This is a genomic window from Variovorax sp. 10L421 (assembly GCF_056395365.1).
On record NZ_JBFTJJ010000011.1, the window covers coordinates 91,911 to 106,962 of the forward strand.

A 15,052-nucleotide genomic window follows, 5' to 3' on the forward strand; every position below is an offset into this window, starting at 1 on the left:
TCGCATGAAAGTCGTCGGTTTCGCCGGCTATTCGGGCGCGGGCAAGACCACGCTGCTTGAGCGCCTGATACCGGCGCTCAAGCGGCTCGGCCAGCGCGTGTCGGTAGTCAAGCACGCGCACCACAAGTTCGACATCGACCATCCCGGCAAGGACACCTACCGCCACCGCGAGGYGGGTGCCTTCGAGGTGGTGGTCGCCTCCGACAAGCGGCTGGCCGTGATGCGCGAGTTCGAGGCTCCCGTCGAACTCAGCGTGCACCAATTGCTGGCCGAAGTGCATCCGGCTGCCGACTGGGTGCTGGTCGAGGGCTTCCGCCACAGCGACGTGCTCAAGATCGAGGTCTGGCGGCTGCCGGAAGCGGGCGAGCCGTCGCGGCCTGTGCTGTACACCGACGATCCTTTCGTCATTGCCGTGGCCACCGACGCGCCTGCCAGCCTGCCGTCGCCCACCGAGCGGCCGTTGTTCGACCTCAACGACGCCGAGGCCATTGCGAGGTGGTTGATCGACAGCGGCGACCGCTTCGAATACAACCCCGATCACCATGGCTGATTCACCCGTTCCTTTCGCCGCTTCTTCCTCGCGCCCGCCGCTGATGCCGCTCGATGAGGCGGTCGCGGTCCTGCTCGCGAAGGCATTGCCGAAGCTGCCCGCCGAGAGCGTCGGTACTTTCGACGCCGACGGCCGCGTGCTGGCGCAGGACCTCGTCTCCGGCCTCACCGTGCCGCCGCGCGATAACAGCGCGATGGACGGCTACGCCGTGCGCGCGGCCGACTGTGCCGCACCGGGCGCCGAACTGAAGGTGACGCAGCGCATCCCCGCAGGCACCGTCGGCACGCCGCTCGCGGCCGGCACCGCGGCGCGCATCTTCACGGGCGCGCAGATCCCCGAAGGCGCCGACGCCGTCGTGATGCAGGAAGACACCACGGCAATGCCGCAGGAAGGCGGCCTGGGCTCGGTGCGCATCGCCATCGTTCCCGCTGCCGGCCAATGGATCCGTCGCGCGGGCGAAGACGTGGCCTCGGGCGATGTCGTGCTGAAGAAGGGCGAGCGCCTCACCCCCGCCGCGCTCGGCCTTGCGGCCAGCGTGGGCTTCGACCGCCTGCAGGTGGCCCGCAAGCCGCGTGTGGCCATGCTCTCCACTGGCGACGAACTGGCGATGCCCGGCGAGGTCGCACCCGACGCGATGAAGCCTGGCGCCATCTACAACTCCAACCGCTTCTTCATGCGGGCCCTCCTGCGCCGCCTGGGCTGCGAAGTGAACGACCTGGGCATCGTGCCCGACGACCGCGAAGCCACCATCGCCGCACTGCGCGATGCGGCGGAGACGAGCGACCTGATCATCACCACCGGCGGCGTCTCCGTCGGCGAGGAAGACCACATCCGCGCGGCGCTGCAATCGCTGGGCGAGCTGCAGCTCTGGTCGCTGTCGATGAAGCCCGGCAAGCCTTTCGCCTACGGCTCGATCGCGCGCAGCAACGGGCAGGGCGCCTGCCATGTGACGGGGTTGCCCGGCAATCCGGTGTCGAGCTTCCTGACCTTCCTGATGCTCGTGCGGCCCTTCCTGCTGGCGCTGCAGGGCGCCACGCGCGTCGCGCCGGAAGCGGTGAAGATGCGCGCCGATTTCGACTGGCTGCGCGCCGACAAGCGCCGGGAGTTCCTGCGCACGCGGCGCAACCCGGACGGTGGCCTCGACCTGTTCGGCAACCAGAGCTCGGGTGTGCTGACCTCGATGGTCTGGGGTGACGGCTTGGTCGACAACCCTGCCGGCCAGACGATCAAGGCAGGCGACACCGTCGACTTCATTCCCTTCGCATCGCTGCTCGCCTGAATCGTATGAAGATCCAGATCCGTTACTTCGCCTCGGTGCGCGAAGCCCTTTCCAGCAGCGGCGAAACCGTCGACACCAAGGCCGGGACGCTTTCGGCCCTGCGCGACGAGCTCATCGCCCGCGGTGGTGCTTACGCCACCGCGCTTGCACGCGGCAAGGCGGTGCGCATGGCGCTCGACCAGATGATGAGCGACGAAGCCGCCGCCCTGAGCGAAGGCTGCGAAGTCGCATTCTTTCCACCCGTCACGGGCGGTTGAGGCGCCCGTCCAGGGCCGCGAGGCGCTCGCGCAGGCCGTCGGACGCACGGGTCATCGGCGAGCGCAATTCGTCCTGCATTTCGCCCGCGTGCGCCAGCAGCGCCTTCAGCGGGCCGGGATTCGGTTCGGCAAAGAGCATCTCCACCAGCGCCTGCAGCGCCTGCCATTCGGCGCGCGCCTCGGCCAACCGGTTGTCCGCCAGCAGGCGCACCAGCCGCACGAAGCGGCGCGTCTGCACATTGCCGCTGGCCGCGATGGCGCCCGCGCCGCCTTCGGCCATGGTGCCGAAGATCTGGTGATCCTCGCCCGACAGCACCTGCAGCCGACCGTCGGCGATCACGGCGCGCGTCTTGGCCATGTCGCCGCCGCAGTCCTTGATGCCGCGGATACGCGGATGTTCGGCCAGCGCCAGCAGCGTGTCGCGGGCGATGGTGACGCCGGTGCGATAGGGAATGTCGTAGACCAGCACCGGCACCGTGCTGGCATCGGCGATGGTGCGGAACCATTCGAGCAGGCCGGCCTGCGACGGCCGTACGTAGTGCGGCGCAGCCACCAGCAGGCCCGCCAGCGGGCGTTCGGAGAGCTTGCGCGCCCAGGCCGTGGCCTTGCCCAGGTGATAGCCGGAAATGCCCATGACCACCGGCAGTCCGCCGGCCGCGGCCAGCACGGTATCGAGCACGGCCAGTTGCTCGGCTTCATCGAGCGCGGCGGCCTCGCCGGTCGAGCCGCAGGGCACGAAGCCGGTCACGCCATCGCCGGCGAGCCGCCGCGTCAGCGCGGCGAGGGCGGCATGGTCCACCGCGCCGTCGCGGAACGGGGTAACGAGGGCCACCCAGAAGCCGGAGAAATCAGGGGTGGTGGAGCTTGGTTGTTGTTGAGGCACGCGGGCTTCCTTTCAGGAATCGACCGATGGAACGAACCATCGTCCGATGCGCGCACAACCCGAAAGGGGCCAAAGCCTTTTGCAGGTTCCGTCGCTCATCCGACGACGGAACCTCGGCTCCGGTCAGACGAGCTTTGGTTTTTTGGCTTTGTTGCTGCCCTGGCACGCGCAACGGCTCTCGGCGTGCGAAAGCACCGTGAAAAGCGTGGCGAGGCAAGGCATTGCCGCAGTCTATCGCGATGCCACAATCCGGACATGAGCGTTGCGCGTGTTTCGATCCAGACAGCCGATTTCGACCTGGGCCAGGAGGTCGCCGCGTTGCGTGCCGGCGACAAGCGCGTGGGCGCCGTCTGCAGTTTCGTGGGGACCGTGCGCGACCGCAACGACGGCAGCACGGTCGCCTCTATGGAGCTGGAGCACTACCCCGGCATGACCGAGAAGGCCATCGAAGCCATGATCGATGAGGCGCACAAGCGCTTCGACATCCTGGGCGCGCGCGTGATCCACCGTGTGGGCCTGCTGCAGCCGCTGGACCAGATCATGATGGTGGCGGTGGTGTCGGCGCACCGCGGCCAGAGCTTCGAGGCTTGCGAATTCCTGATGGACTACCTCAAGACCCAGGCGCCTTTCTGGAAGAAAGAGCAGACGCCCGAAGGCGCCCGCTGGGTGGATGCGCGCGTGGCCGACGACGCGGCGCTGGCGCGCTGGGGAATCAGCGCCCCGAACGCCTGACTTGTTGTTCCCTCTCCCCGAGGGGGAGGGGGAGCAAGAGGTCAGAGGGGTTTGAAGCCGCTCGCTTGAATGATCCGCTCCCACGTCTGCGTATACGTGCGCACGCGGCCCGCGAACTGGCCCTGCGGCTCGTAGCCGACCGTCAGCCCCATTGTCGTCAGCTTCTGCTTCACGTCGGGCATCGCCAGCACCTTCTGCAGCGCGTCGCCGTACTTGTCGATGATCGGCTGCGGCGTGCCGACCGGCGCGAAGATGCCGTAGTAGGGCAGGTCTTCCAGGTTCGAGAAACCCAGCTCGGTGAAGGTCGGCACGTTCGGAATCACCGCCTGGCGCTTGGCGCCGATGGAGGCCACGATGCGCACCTTGCCCGCCTTGTGGTTCTCGATGAAGTCCGGCACCGAGGCGATGCCCGCGGTGATCTGGTTGCCCAGCATGTCGGCTGTCATCGGCGCGCTGCCGCGGTAGGGTGCGGGCTGCACGTCGATCTTGTACTTCTCCGAAATCATCTTTACCAGGAACTCGGGGATCGAAGCCGGCGCCGGGATGCCAATGGTTTCCTTGCCGCCCTTCTGCGTGCGGACCCACTTCACGTACTCGTCGATGCTCCTGGCAGGCGTGCCGCCAGACACCGCCAACACGTTGGCGAAGGTGGCGAAGCCGGCCACAGGCACGAAGTCGGTGGCGGGGTTGAAGCCCGGGTTCTTCACCACCTGCGGCAGGATCGATATCGTGTGGTCGTGCGACAGGAACAGCGTGTGGCCGTCGGCCGGGGAGGACTTCAGCACCGTCGCCGCGATCTGCCCGCCCGCGCCGGCACGGTTCTCGACCACCACCGGCACGCCCAGCACGTCCTTGAGTTTTTCGCCCAGCGTGCGTGCAATGGCGTCGGTTCCGGCGCCGGCGGGGAAGCCCACGAGCAGGCGGATGGGGGTGCCGCTTTGCGCTTGCGCAAGGCCGGACAGGCCCATGGCGGCTAGAAAGAGGCCCACGCTGATCGCCCGGCGCACCGGTTGAACGCGCTGCATTGAAAAAACCATGATCGACTCCATTCGAGAGAGAGAAATGCCTACGGGCAGGGGAAACGGATCTTGTGCAATAGCCGTGCCCACGGCACCGGCGTAGCCGGCAGCCTTGAATCGTGCCCGAACAGCCCTATTTTGGATGCAGGAATACCACCATGCGACAAGACAAACTCACCACCAAATTTCAGGAAGCGCTGGGCGACGCACAGTCGCTCGCGCTGGGCAACGACAACGCCTACATCGAACCGGCCCACCTGCTGCTGGCGATGCTGCGCCAGGACGACGGCCCACGCGCCCTGTTGGAGCGTGCCGGCGTCAACGTACCGGGCCTGACGCAGGCGGCCGAGGCCGCCATCAAGAAGCTGCCGCAGGTGCAGGGCCACGACATCGTGCAGGTCGGCCCCGAGCTCGGCAAGCTGCTGCAGGCCACCGAGAAGGAAGCCATCAAGCGCAATGACCAGTTCATCGCGGGCGAACTCTTTCTGCTCGCCGTGGCCGACAGCAAGGCCGACGTCGGCAAGATCGCCAAGGAGAACGGCCTGAGCCGCAAGTCGCTCGAATCGGCCATCGACGCCGTGCGCGGCGGGCAGGGCGTGAACAGCGCCGATGCCGAAGGCCAGCGCGAAGCCCTCAAGAAATACTGCCTCGACCTCACCGAGCGCGCCCGCCTGGGCAAGCTCGATCCGGTCATCGGCCGCGACGAGGAAATCCGCCGCGCCATCCAGGTGCTGCAGCGCCGCACCAAGAACAACCCCGTGCTCATCGGCGAACCCGGCGTGGGCAAGACCGCCATCGTCGAAGGCCTCGCGCAGCGCATCGTCGCGGGCGAAGTGCCCGAGTCGCTCAAGGGCAAGCGCGTGCTGTCGCTCGACATGGCCGCGCTGCTGGCGGGCGCCAAGTTCCGCGGCGAGTTCGAGGAACGCCTGAAGACCGTGCTCAACGAGCTCGCGAAGGACGAAGGCCAGACCATCGTCTTCATCGACGAGCTGCACACCATGGTCGGCGCCGGCAAGGCCGAAGGTGCCATGGACGCAGGCAACATGCTCAAGCCCGCGCTCGCGCGCGGCGAGCTGCACTGCGTGGGTGCCACCACGCTCGACGAATACCGCAAGTACATCGAGAAGGACGCCGCGCTGGAGCGCCGCTTCCAGAAGATCATCGTGGGCGAGCCCAGCGTGGAGGCCACCATCGCCATCCTGCGCGGCCTGCAGGAGAAGTACGAAGTGCACCACGGCGTTCAGATCACCGACCCGGCCATCGTGGCCGCGGCCGAGCTGTCCGACCGCTACATCACCGACCGCTTCCTGCCCGACAAGGCCATCGACCTGATCGACGAGGCCGCGGCCAAGATCAAGATCGAGATGGACTCCAAGCCAGAGGTCATGGACCGCCTCGACCGCCGGCTGATCCAGCTGCAGATCGAGCGCGAAGCCGTGCGTCGCGAGAAGGACGAGGCCTCGCAGAAGCGCTTGGGCCTGATCGAGGGCGAGATCGAGAAGCTGCAGAAGGAAATCGCCGACTACGACGAGATCTGGCAGGCCGAGAAGGCGCAGGCCCAGGGCAGCGCGCAGGTGCGCGAGGACGTGGACAAGATCAAGTTCCAGATCGAGGAATGGAAGCGCAAGGGCGACTTCAACAAGGTCGCGGAGCTTCAATACGGCCAGCTGCCCGCGCTCGAGAAGCGCCTGAAGGAAGCCGAGGCCAGCGAGGCGAACAAGGGCAAGTCCAGCGCGCCCACGCTGCTGCGCACCCAGGTCGGCTCCGAAGAAATCGCCGAGGTCGTGGCACGCGCCACCGGCATTCCGGTCGCCAAGCTGATGCAGGGCGAGCGCGACAAGCTGCTCGTGATGGAAGACAAGCTGCACGAGCGCGTGGTCGGCCAGGACGAGGCCATCGGCGCGGTCGCCAACGCGATCCGCCGCTCGCGCTCGGGCCTGTCCGATCCGAACCGCCCGACCGGCTCGTTCCTGTTCCTCGGCCCCACGGGCGTGGGCAAGACCGAGCTGTGCAAGGCGCTGGCGGGCTTCCTGTTCGACAGCGAGGACCACCTGATCCGCATCGACATGAGCGAGTTCATGGAGAAGCACTCGGTCGCCCGCCTGATCGGTGCGCCGCCGGGCTACGTGGGCTACGAGGAGGGCGGCTACCTCACGGAAGCCGTGCGCCGCAAGCCCTACAGCGTGGTGCTGCTCGACGAAGTCGAAAAGGCCCACCCCGACGTGTTCAACGTGCTGCTGCAGGTGCTCGACGATGGGCGCCTGACCGACGGCCAGGGCCGCACGGTGGACTTCAAGAACACCGTGATCGTGATGACGAGCAACATCGGCTCGCCCATCATCCAGGCCATGGTGGGCAAGCCCTCGGAAGAGATCAAGGAAGCGGTGTGGGACGAGCTGAAGAACTACTTCCGCCCCGAGTTCCTGAACCGCATCGACGAGACGGTCGTGTTCCATGCGCTCGACGCGAAGAACATCGAATCGATCGCTGCGATCCAGCTCAAGGTGTTGCAGGCGCGGCTCGCGAAGATGGACCTGGGGCTGGAAGTGTCGCCGGCGGCGCTGGCGGAGATCGCCAAGGTCGGCTTCGACCCGGTGTTCGGTGCGCGGCCCCTGAAGCGCGCGATCCAGCAGCGCATCGAGAACCCGCTGTCGAAGCTGCTGCTGGACGGCAGCTTTGGGCCGAAGGACACGATCGAGGTCACGACCGATCCGATCCGGTCGCCCGGACAGTTCTCCTTCGGCAAGGCAGGGGAACCAACGGCGGCCGCTTCGGCCTAAAGTCGGATGATGAATTTCATTTTTCGCGTCATTCTTCTGCTTCTGGGACTGGTCTTCGCGGCCAGCCTGGCCGTGGCGGTCATGCTGCTGGCGGCCGTGTGGGGTGTGCGCTACGCCTGGGGGCGTCTCACGGGCAAGCCCGTGACGCCCTGGGTCATGCGTTTCAACCCGCGCTCGGGCTTCGATAAATTTCGCCATGCGGCACCGCCGGCCGAGCCGACGGCCGCCGACGTGGCCAATGCGCGGGCGCGTGGCGAATCGGTGGAGCGCCCGGTGCGTATTCGCGGCAGCGCCAGCGACGTGACCGACGTGGCGCCGAAGCCGGTTTCGCGCGGCTGAGGCCCCGGTGTTCCCGGCGTGACCACCCGTCGCGCCGTTCGCCGTCAGAATCGTCCTCCTGCCGCCGCCGCTGACCGCGGCTTTCGCTTTCATCCAGGAGAGACATTCCATGACCCAACGCGACATCTTCGTGGTCGGCACCGCCCGCACCGCCATCGGCACCTTCGGCGGCGCGCTGAAGGACGTGCCCAACACCCAGCTGGCCACCACCGCCGTCAAGGCCGCCATCGAGCGCAGCGGCGTGGCCGCCGATGCCATCGGCCATGTGGTGATGGGCAACGTGATTCCCACCGACGTGAAGGATGCGTACCTGAGCCGCGTGGCTGCCATCGACGCAGGCTGCCCGATCGAGACGCCGGCCTTCAACGTGAATCGCCTCTGCGGCTCGGGCTTGCAGGCCATCGTGTCGGCGGCCCAGGCCATCGCGCTGGGCGACTGTGACATCGCCATCGGCGGCGGTTCGGAGTCGATGAGCCGCGGCCCGTACTTCGACACATCGGCCCGTTATGGCGCCCGCATGGGCGACGCGGTGCTGGTCGACTACATGCTGGGCATCCTGCACGACCCGTGGGAGAAGATCCACATGGGCATCACCGCCGAGAACGTGGCCGCGCGCTACGGCATCACGCGCGAGCAGATGGACGAACTGGCCGTGACCAGCCAGCAGCGCGCGGCGGCCGCCATCGCGGCGGGCCGCTTCAAGGAGCAGATCGTTCCGGTCGAGGTGAAGACGCGCAAGGGCGTCTTGCTGTTCGACACCGACGAGCACGTGCGCGCCGACACCACCGTCGAGGCGCTGTCGAAGATGAAGCCCGCGTTCAAGAAGGACGGCCTCGTGACCGCTGGCAATGCCTCGGGCATCAACGACGGCGCCGCTGCCGTGGTGCTGGCCGAAGGCGGTCGCGTGAAGGCGCTGGGCCTGAAGCCGCTGGCGCGGCTGGTGGGCTATGCGCATGCGGGCGTCGAGCCCGCGTACATGGGCATCGGCCCGGTGCCGGCCACGCGCAAGGTGCTGGAGCGCACGGGCCTGAAGGTGGGCGACTTCGACGTGATCGAGTCGAACGAAGCTTTTGCGGCGCAGGCCTGCGCCGTCATCAAGGAGCTGGGCTTCGACGCGGCCAAGGTGAACCCGAACGGCTCGGGCATTTCGCTGGGCCACCCCGTCGGTGCGACCGGCGCGATCATCACGACGAAGGCGATTGCCGAGCTGCACCGCACCGGCGGCCGCTATGCACTGGTCACGATGTGCATCGGCGGCGGCCAGGGCATCGCGGCCGTGTTCGAACGCGTTTGAAGGCACACTCGCGCGCATGTTCCACCCACCCCTCCTGATCGACCCCGACGAAGTCGAGATCAGCGCCATCCGGGCGCAGGGCGCGGGCGGGCAGAACGTCAACAAGGTGTCGAGCGCGGTGCACCTGCGCTACGACATCCATGCGAGCTCGCTGCCGGCCGACGTGAAGGAGCGTCTGCTCGCGCTGCGCGACAGCCGCATCACGCAGGAAGGCGTGTTCGTGCTCAAGGCGCAGCAGCACCGCACGCGGGAGATGAACCGCGCCGATGCGCTCACGCGCCTGCAGGCGGTGGTCGACAGCGTGGCCATGCCGCCGCGCGTGCGGCGCGCCACCAAGCCGACCTATGGTTCGAAGCAGCGCCGCCTCGAGGGCAAGAGCCAGCGTTCGCAGATCAAGAGCCTGCGCGGGCCGGTACGCGACTGAGCGCGCATTCGGCTGAACTCGTCTGATCTGAGGCGAATTGAGTGCAAAAGGCCCTGCTGTACGGGTCTGAAACATCTCCCAAGCAGAATCGCGGTCATGAGAAGGTTCTTTTCGCGCGCCGTGTTGGCTGTGCTCCTGCTGGCGCCGGCCGCGGCACTCCTGACCGGCTGCGGTCCGGGGACAGCGGCGATGCAGGGCACGAGCACGGCCGCGGCCCCTGAACTCAAGTGGGAAGAGCTGATTCCCAAGAGCTGGGACCCGACCAGTCGCTACCGCAACATCAGCCTCGAAGCGCTGCGCGACAACGATCCGCGCGCGATCCAGATGCTCGACGAGATGCGTGCTGTCTGGGACAACGCTCCGGTCAACGTGGCGCTCGACGGCAAGGCGGCCAAGCTCGCGGGCTTCGTCGTGCCGCTCGACGCTGCGCAGGACGGCATTCGCGAATTCCTGCTGGTGCCGTATTTCGGCGCCTGCATCCACACGCCGCCGCCGCCCGCCAACCAGATCGTGCACGTGATCGCGCCTGCCGCCGTGAAGGGCCTGCACGCGATGGACACGGCGTACGTCAGCGGCACACTGAAGGCGGCGCGCTACTCGTCGGCAGACATGGGCGTGAGCGGCTACGAGATCAAGTCGGCGTCCGTGGAGCGCTTCGTCGCGAAGCAGGCGCAGTAAGCAGCGCCGCCGCTTGCGCACTCAGGCCATGCGCTGCGACAGGAAATCCAGGAACGAAGTGATGCGCGCCGACAGCTGCGTGTTGCGGTAGTACACCGCGTTGACCGGCTGGCGCACGTCCGCCGTGTCCTTTGCCAGCACCTGCACCAGCGCGCCGCTTGTGCGGTCGGCACCGGTCATGAAGTCCGACAGGCAGACGACGCCCACGCCGGCCAGCGCCAACTGGCGCAGCGTTTCGCCGCTCGATGCCATCAGCGTCGGCGCGATGTTCCATTCGTCGCCATGCACGCCGCGCAGGGGCCAGCGGTTCAGCGACTCGGGTTGGGTGAAGCCCAGCAGCACGTGTTCGGCGAGGTCGCTTACCTTGCGCGGCTTGCCGTGTGCCTCGAGGTACGCAGGGCTCGCGAGCACGCGCAGGCGGTGCGTGCCGAGCGGGCGCGCATGCAGCGTGGAGTCGCGCAGCGGGCCGATCCGGATCGCGATGTCGGTGCGGCGCTCCAGCAGGTCGATGGGCAGGTCGTCTGTGTCGAGCTCGAGGCTGATCTGCGGGTAGAGCTTTCGAAACTCCGGCACCAGCGGCACGATGGCGTGCAGCATGAAGGGCGAGGCCGCGTTCACGCGCAGGCGCCCGGCCGGCTGCTGGCGGCGCGCGGCCATCTGCTCTTCGGCGTCGTCGATCGCGTCGAGGATGGCGCGCGTGCGCTGCAGGAAGGCCGCGCCTTCCTCCGTGAGTTCGAGCCGCCGCGTCGTGCGGCGCAGCAGCGTGGTGTCGAGCTTCTGTTCGAGCCGGCTCAAGGCGCGGCTGATGCCCGAGACCGTTTGCGCCAACTGTTCGGACGCGGCCGTGATCGAGCCAGTGTCCACCACCGTGCGGAACGCGACCAGTTCTTCGATGGTGGACTTCATGGGCGCTGGCGGGTCAGGCGGCGGCTTCCTGTCCCTCGGACTCGTCGATGCGCGGCATCAGCGCCGCGAGCGCCTCGCCGTCGGTGCGGTAGCTGAACAGCATCGGCCCCGGCGCCAGCAGGCCGGCGCGCTCCAGCACCTGCATCGCGGGCAGCTTGAGGCCGCTCAGGTGCAGGCGGATGCCCTTGGCTTCCATCATCCGGCGGATCGAGCCGAACACTTCGGCGCCGGTGATGTCGATGCGATTGATGGGCTGCGCGAACAGGCACACGTCGGTGAGATCGGGCCGCTCGGCCAGCGCCACCGTGAGCGCGCGTTCGAGCGTGGAGGCCGAGGCGAAGTCGAGTTCGGCGTCCATGCGCAGTGCATAGAGCTGCGGCGCCAGCGGCGGCAGCTTCCAGAGGTTGCGGTCGCGCAGGCTGCCGTCGGGGTGCAGGCCCACCTCGATGATGCGCGGATGCAGGTGGCGGTACATGTAGTGCGCCATGCTCGCCAGCAGGCCACCGAGCACGCCCCAGTAGATGCTCGGTGCGGTCGCGATGGTCAGCACGAAAGTGCCGAAGGCAATGCCGGCCTCGATGCGCGAGATGCGCCACAGCGCCGTGAAACTCGCGGGCTTCACCAGCCCCAGGATGGCCGTGACCACCACCGCCGCCAGCACTGCCTGCGGCACGTGGTACAGCAGCGGCATCAGCCACAGCAGCGCACCGGCTACCACTGCCACGCTGAACAGCGTGGCCCAGCCGGTCTGCGCGCCCGCATAGAGCGTGATGGCCGAGCGCGAGAACGACGAACTGGTGGGAAACCCGCCCGTGAAGCCCGAGGCCAGCTTGGCGAGGCCCTGGCCGATCAGATCCTGGTTTTCGTTCCACAGCGTGCCGGCGCGCGCGTTGTCGACCTTGGCGCTCGACGCGGTTTCGAGGAAGCTCACGAGCGTGATCATCAACGCCGGCAGCACCAGCGCGCTGAAGGTACTCATGGGTAGCAGGCCGGGCCAGTAAAGCGAGGGCAGGCCCGAAGGCAGGCTGCCCACCACCGCACCGCCGCGCAGCGCGTAGTCGACGAGCCAGCTGATGGCGGCCGCGCCGGCCACCAGCGCCATGGTGGTCGGAAAGCGCGGCAGCAGGCGCTTGCCCAGCCACAGCACCGCGATGCTGCCGAGCCCGAAGGCAATGGCCACGAGGTCGGGCAGCGGGCCGCCGCGCAGCACCTGCGCAATGGTCCGCCCCGTGAAGCCCAGCAGCGCCGGCAGCTGCGAGATGGCGATCAGCACCGCCGCGCCTTGCGTGAAGCCGATGAGCACCGGCGAATTGACCAGCCGCAGCAGCCAGCCGAAGCGCCCCGCGCCCAGCACGATCTGGATGGCGCCCGACATCAGCGTGAGCCACACCGCCATCGCCACCCATTCGGCGCTGCCTGCCACCGCCAGCGGCGCGAGCGAGGCGCCGACCAGCAGGCTGGTGAGCGCCGTGGGCCCGACCGACAGCCGCTGCGACGAACTGAACATCACCGCGATCAGCGCGGGGAACAGGGCCGCGTACACCCCCGTCACCAGCGGCATGCCCGCCAGCGCCGCATACGCCACGCCTTGCGGGATCACCATCAGCGCCACAGTGATGCCGGCCATCGCCTCGTTGCGCAGCAGCGCGGCGGAAGGGCGCGGCCAGGCGAAGCAGGGAACCCAGCGAGAGAGGCGCTGGCGCAGGGAAGGAGAGGTTGTAGCCGGATTCATGAATGACGGATGGCACGCGCAACGGCGCTGGAATGCTGCGCTGGCACAGGGAGCTTACGCGGCCAGTCGGGGGATGCCGCGGAACCGGCTTTGCCGGGCCGCTGGCATTGCCCCCGGGGAGGGGGTGTGCGAAGCGACACGCAGTGCGCGAAGCATGGGGGTGTCTAGATGAGCGAGGTCGCGTTCTTGAGCACGTAGTCGCAGGCCTTGGTCTTGACCTTTGACGACAAGAGCTTGAAGTTCAGCGACTTGCCGTCGCCACCTTTCAGCAGGCCCTTGGCGCCGTTCGCGAAGCCGGTCTCCTGCTGCTTCTGACCGGTGATCTTGGCGAGCAGCTTGTCTTTCACCGAGGCCGCGTCGCCGCCCAGGTAGTTGTTCTTGACGCAGTACTGCAGCACACCGGCCGCGTTGCCGACGGTGCTGGAGCCGATGGCGGGCATCTTGAAGCCGAGGTTGCCGAGCGAGGAGCCGCTGCCACCTTGCGAATTGGCGCTGGCGGCCTCGCCGGCTTTCTCCTTCAGCTGGTCGAACAGGTCGTTGGCATGTGCCGAAATGCCCGCGGCGAGCAGGGCAAGGGCGATGAAGGTGGAGCGGGCGTGCACGGGGAGCCTCCTGTAGGTCTGTATGGTGGAAAGCGGCCACCAGCATACCGGAGACCTTGGGGGCCGCAGCCCATCGGCGTGCACCGGCCTACTTCGAGCGTGGAGCGCGTTTTTCCAGCAGGGGCGTGCTGGTGCCCTGCACTCCCACCAGGCCCAGCACGGTCACCAGCGAGTTCTGTGCACCCTTCCAGCCATCGGTCACGTCGATCCACTCGGACAGCGCGTGGAAGCCGCCGGTCTTGCCGCCGCCGCCGATGATGATGGCGGGGATGCCCAGCGACATAGGCACGTTCGCGTCGGTGCTCGCGCCGCTCAGCAGCGTCTTGTGGCCGAAGGCGCTGTTCGCGCGCGTGGCGGCCTCGACGATCACGGTGTCCGATTGCGTGCGGCCGCCCGGACGGTCGCCGATGAGCTTGGCGCTCACGCTCAGCGTGTTGACGTTCCAGCGCTTGTTTTCCTCGACCACGGCTTCGTCGATGGCCGTGAGGATCTTCTTTTCGGTCTCCAGCAGGGGTGCCATTTCGTCGGAGCGGATGTCGACCGCCATGCGCGCATCCGGCGCGATGGTGTTGACCGAGGTCCCGCCGCCCACGGTGCCGACGGTGAAGGTCGTCTTCGGGAAGCTCGGCGTGCGGATCTCGGCGATCTTCGCGATGGCGCGGCCCATGCCGTGGATGGCGCTGGGCACCTGGCCGAAGGCGCCGTAGCTGTGGCCGCCCGGGCCCTTGAAGCTCACTTCGTAGCGGTGGCTGCCGGTGCCCAGCATCAGCACCGTGCCGTCGGGCGCGGGCTCGAGGCCGACCATACCGTCGATGTCGAGGTTGTCCCGGAAGACGGCCTTGATGCCGCGCAGGTTGCCGAGCTCTTCCTCGCCGACGTTGCCGACGAACAGCAGGTCGCCCACGGTCTGGACCTTGTTGTCGTTGAGCACCTTGAGCCACGACAGCAGCACGGCGAGCCCGCGCGTGTCGTCGGAGATACCGGGCGCGTAGAGCTTGCCGTCGCGCTCCTTCACCTTCACGTCGGTGCCGGCGGGGAACACCGTGTCGAGGTGCGCGGAGATCAGCAGCTTCGGCCCGTTGCCCGTACCCTTGCGCAGGCCGACCACGTTGCCTTCGGCGTCGATCTTCGCGTCCGCCAGGCCGAGGGCCTTCATGCGCGCGAGGAATGCTTCGGCGCGCTTCTGTTCCTTGAAGGGCGGTGCCTCGATCTCGGTGAGCATCTTCAGGTCTTCGACCGAGCGGTCGTGGTCGGCCCTGACCGCGTCGAGCAGCTTCTGGATGGCGGGCGATGCCATCAACTGCGTGTAGGCCTTGTCGACGTCGGGGCGCACCTGCGTCGGCGTGGCCGCGACGGCGCCGGTCTGGGCATGCGCGAGGCCTGCGGCCGTGGAGGCCAGGGCGAGGACGAGCGGGGCGAGGCGAAGTGACATGGGGCGGGGCATGGTCGGGGATGTCCTTGGGGGTGAAGCCGGGTTGGCGACGCCGGCGCGGCGTCGCCGACGATTCTTGTGGCTGTGTTGGCCACGCGCTCTGGTTTAATCTTTGGCGTTGTCAGTTTTTCTAACGAGGCCCGCC

General features: G+C 67.8%; 15 protein-coding genes. 9 read left to right on the forward strand and 6 right to left on the reverse strand.

The genetic code is table 11. The annotated features are described in order from the left end of the window. The first annotated feature begins 4 nt into the window (after nt 1-4). Genes mobB through AC1DFC_RS16200 form a run of 3 tightly spaced genes read left to right on the forward strand, consistent with a single transcriptional unit; the run spans nt 5 to nt 2,086 of the window. Complete coding sequence (gene mobB, locus AC1DFC_RS16190) at nt 5-550, forward strand: molybdopterin-guanine dinucleotide biosynthesis protein B (RefSeq protein WP_478179583.1); 546 nt, start codon at nt 5-7, stop codon at nt 548-550. Then, nucleotides 543-1,829, forward strand: coding sequence for a molybdopterin molybdotransferase MoeA (locus AC1DFC_RS16195; RefSeq protein WP_478179584.1), 1,287 nt, complete (start codon nt 543-545; stop codon nt 1,827-1,829). Before mobB ends, AC1DFC_RS16195 begins: the two co-directional genes overlap by 8 nt. A 5-nt stretch (nt 1,830-1,834) precedes the next feature. Continuing rightward, on the forward strand, nt 1,835-2,086 hold the full coding sequence (locus tag AC1DFC_RS16200; RefSeq protein ID WP_413315101.1) for a MoaD/ThiS family protein: 252 nt from the start codon (nt 1,835-1,837) through the stop codon (nt 2,084-2,086). Here AC1DFC_RS16200 and dapA read toward each other — a convergent pair. Further along, a complete protein-coding gene (dapA, locus tag AC1DFC_RS16205) occupies nt 2,073-2,969 on the reverse strand; it encodes a 4-hydroxy-tetrahydrodipicolinate synthase (RefSeq protein ID WP_007830818.1) in 897 nt (298 codons plus the stop codon). The two genes, AC1DFC_RS16200 and dapA, sit on opposite strands and share 14 nt — an antisense overlap. A gap of 255 nt (nt 2,970-3,224) precedes the next feature. Here dapA and AC1DFC_RS16210 point away from each other — a divergent pair, with 255 nt between their 5' ends. Further along, nucleotides 3,225-3,701, forward strand: coding sequence for a molybdenum cofactor biosynthesis protein MoaE (locus AC1DFC_RS16210; protein WP_413315099.1), 477 nt, complete (start codon nt 3,225-3,227; stop codon nt 3,699-3,701). Nucleotides 3,702-3,742: 41 nt separating this feature from the next. Here the strand turns inward: AC1DFC_RS16210 and AC1DFC_RS16215 are convergent, their stop codons facing one another. Next, nucleotides 3,743-4,738, reverse strand: coding sequence for a Bug family tripartite tricarboxylate transporter substrate binding protein (locus AC1DFC_RS16215; RefSeq protein ID WP_478179585.1), 996 nt, complete (start codon nt 4,736-4,738; stop codon nt 3,743-3,745). Between the two features lie 140 nt (nt 4,739-4,878). On the opposite strand from AC1DFC_RS16215, the gene clpB reads away from it, so the two are divergent. From clpB to AC1DFC_RS16240, 5 genes are all read left to right on the forward strand, one after another. Beyond that, nucleotides 4,879-7,500, forward strand: a complete 2,622-nt coding sequence (gene clpB, locus AC1DFC_RS16220) for an ATP-dependent chaperone ClpB (RefSeq protein ID WP_478179586.1) — start codon at nt 4,879-4,881, stop codon at nt 7,498-7,500. Between the two features lie 6 nt (nt 7,501-7,506). Beyond that, a complete protein-coding gene (locus AC1DFC_RS16225; protein WP_007830831.1) occupies nt 7,507-7,839 on the forward strand; it encodes a hypothetical protein in 333 nt (110 codons plus the stop codon). Between the two features lie 109 nt (nt 7,840-7,948). After that, nucleotides 7,949-9,133 (forward strand): acetyl-CoA C-acyltransferase family protein, encoded by a 1,185-nt coding sequence (locus AC1DFC_RS16230; RefSeq protein ID WP_007830833.1) that lies wholly within the window; start codon nt 7,949-7,951, stop codon nt 9,131-9,133. A gap of 16 nt (nt 9,134-9,149) precedes the next feature. Next, nucleotides 9,150-9,557: an alternative ribosome rescue aminoacyl-tRNA hydrolase ArfB gene (gene arfB / locus AC1DFC_RS16235; RefSeq protein ID WP_007830835.1), complete on the forward strand. Its 408-nt coding sequence runs from the start codon at nt 9,150-9,152 to the stop codon at nt 9,555-9,557. A gap of 96 nt (nt 9,558-9,653) precedes the next feature. Next, complete coding sequence (locus AC1DFC_RS16240; protein WP_007830837.1) at nt 9,654-10,235, forward strand: DUF3299 domain-containing protein; 582 nt, start codon at nt 9,654-9,656, stop codon at nt 10,233-10,235. Nucleotides 10,236-10,256: 21 nt separating this feature from the next. Here AC1DFC_RS16240 and AC1DFC_RS16245 read toward each other — a convergent pair whose 3' ends face one another. The 4 genes from AC1DFC_RS16245 to AC1DFC_RS16260 form a co-directional block, all read right to left on the reverse strand. Then, nucleotides 10,257-11,141 carry a LysR substrate-binding domain-containing protein gene (locus tag AC1DFC_RS16245; RefSeq protein WP_007830839.1) on the reverse strand — a complete coding sequence of 295 codons (885 nt, stop codon included), beginning with the start codon at nt 11,139-11,141 and terminating at the stop codon, nt 10,257-10,259. Between the two features lie 13 nt (nt 11,142-11,154). Then, entirely contained in the window at nt 11,155-12,873 is a 1,719-nt protein-coding gene (locus AC1DFC_RS16250) for a SulP family inorganic anion transporter (protein WP_413336273.1), read from the reverse strand. Nucleotides 12,874-13,037: 164 nt separating this feature from the next. Next, nucleotides 13,038-13,475: a DUF2501 domain-containing protein gene (locus AC1DFC_RS16255; RefSeq protein WP_007830841.1), complete on the reverse strand. Its 438-nt coding sequence runs from the start codon at nt 13,473-13,475 to the stop codon at nt 13,038-13,040. An 88-nt stretch (nt 13,476-13,563) separates the two neighbouring features. After that, entirely contained in the window at nt 13,564-14,919 is a 1,356-nt protein-coding gene (locus AC1DFC_RS16260) for a M20/M25/M40 family metallo-hydrolase (protein WP_478179587.1), read from the reverse strand. Nucleotides 14,920-15,052 lie beyond the last annotated feature (133 nt).

Bases quoted from the DNA above. Each gene is read 5' to 3' on its own strand.
- arfB (WP_007830835.1), top strand. From the start codon at position 9,150: ATGTTCCACCCACCCCTCCTGATCGACCCCGACGAAGTCGAGATCAGC.
- clpB (WP_478179586.1), top strand. From the start codon at position 4,879: ATGCGACAAGACAAACTCACCACCAAATTTCAGGAAGCGCTGGGCGAC.
- AC1DFC_RS16210 (WP_413315099.1), top strand. From the start codon at position 3,225: ATGAGCGTTGCGCGTGTTTCGATCCAGACAGCCGATTTCGACCTGGGC.
- AC1DFC_RS16245 (WP_007830839.1), bottom strand. From the start codon at position 11,141: ATGAAGTCCACCATCGAAGAACTGGTCGCGTTCCGCACGGTGGTGGAC.
- AC1DFC_RS16215 (WP_478179585.1), bottom strand. From the start codon at position 4,738: ATGGTTTTTTCAATGCAGCGCGTTCAACCGGTGCGCCGGGCGATCAGC.
- AC1DFC_RS16200 (WP_413315101.1), top strand. From the start codon at position 1,835: ATGAAGATCCAGATCCGTTACTTCGCCTCGGTGCGCGAAGCCCTTTCC.
- AC1DFC_RS16195 (WP_478179584.1), top strand. From the start codon at position 543: ATGGCTGATTCACCCGTTCCTTTCGCCGCTTCTTCCTCGCGCCCGCCG.
- AC1DFC_RS16250 (WP_413336273.1), bottom strand. From the start codon at position 12,873: ATGAATCCGGCTACAACCTCTCCTTCCCTGCGCCAGCGCCTCTCTCGC.
- AC1DFC_RS16230 (WP_007830833.1), top strand. From the start codon at position 7,949: ATGACCCAACGCGACATCTTCGTGGTCGGCACCGCCCGCACCGCCATC.
- AC1DFC_RS16260 (WP_478179587.1), bottom strand. From the start codon at position 14,919: ATGCCCCGCCCCATGTCACTTCGCCTCGCCCCGCTCGTCCTCGCCCTG.
- AC1DFC_RS16240 (WP_007830837.1), top strand. From the start codon at position 9,654: ATGAGAAGGTTCTTTTCGCGCGCCGTGTTGGCTGTGCTCCTGCTGGCG.
- AC1DFC_RS16225 (WP_007830831.1), top strand. From the start codon at position 7,507: ATGATGAATTTCATTTTTCGCGTCATTCTTCTGCTTCTGGGACTGGTC.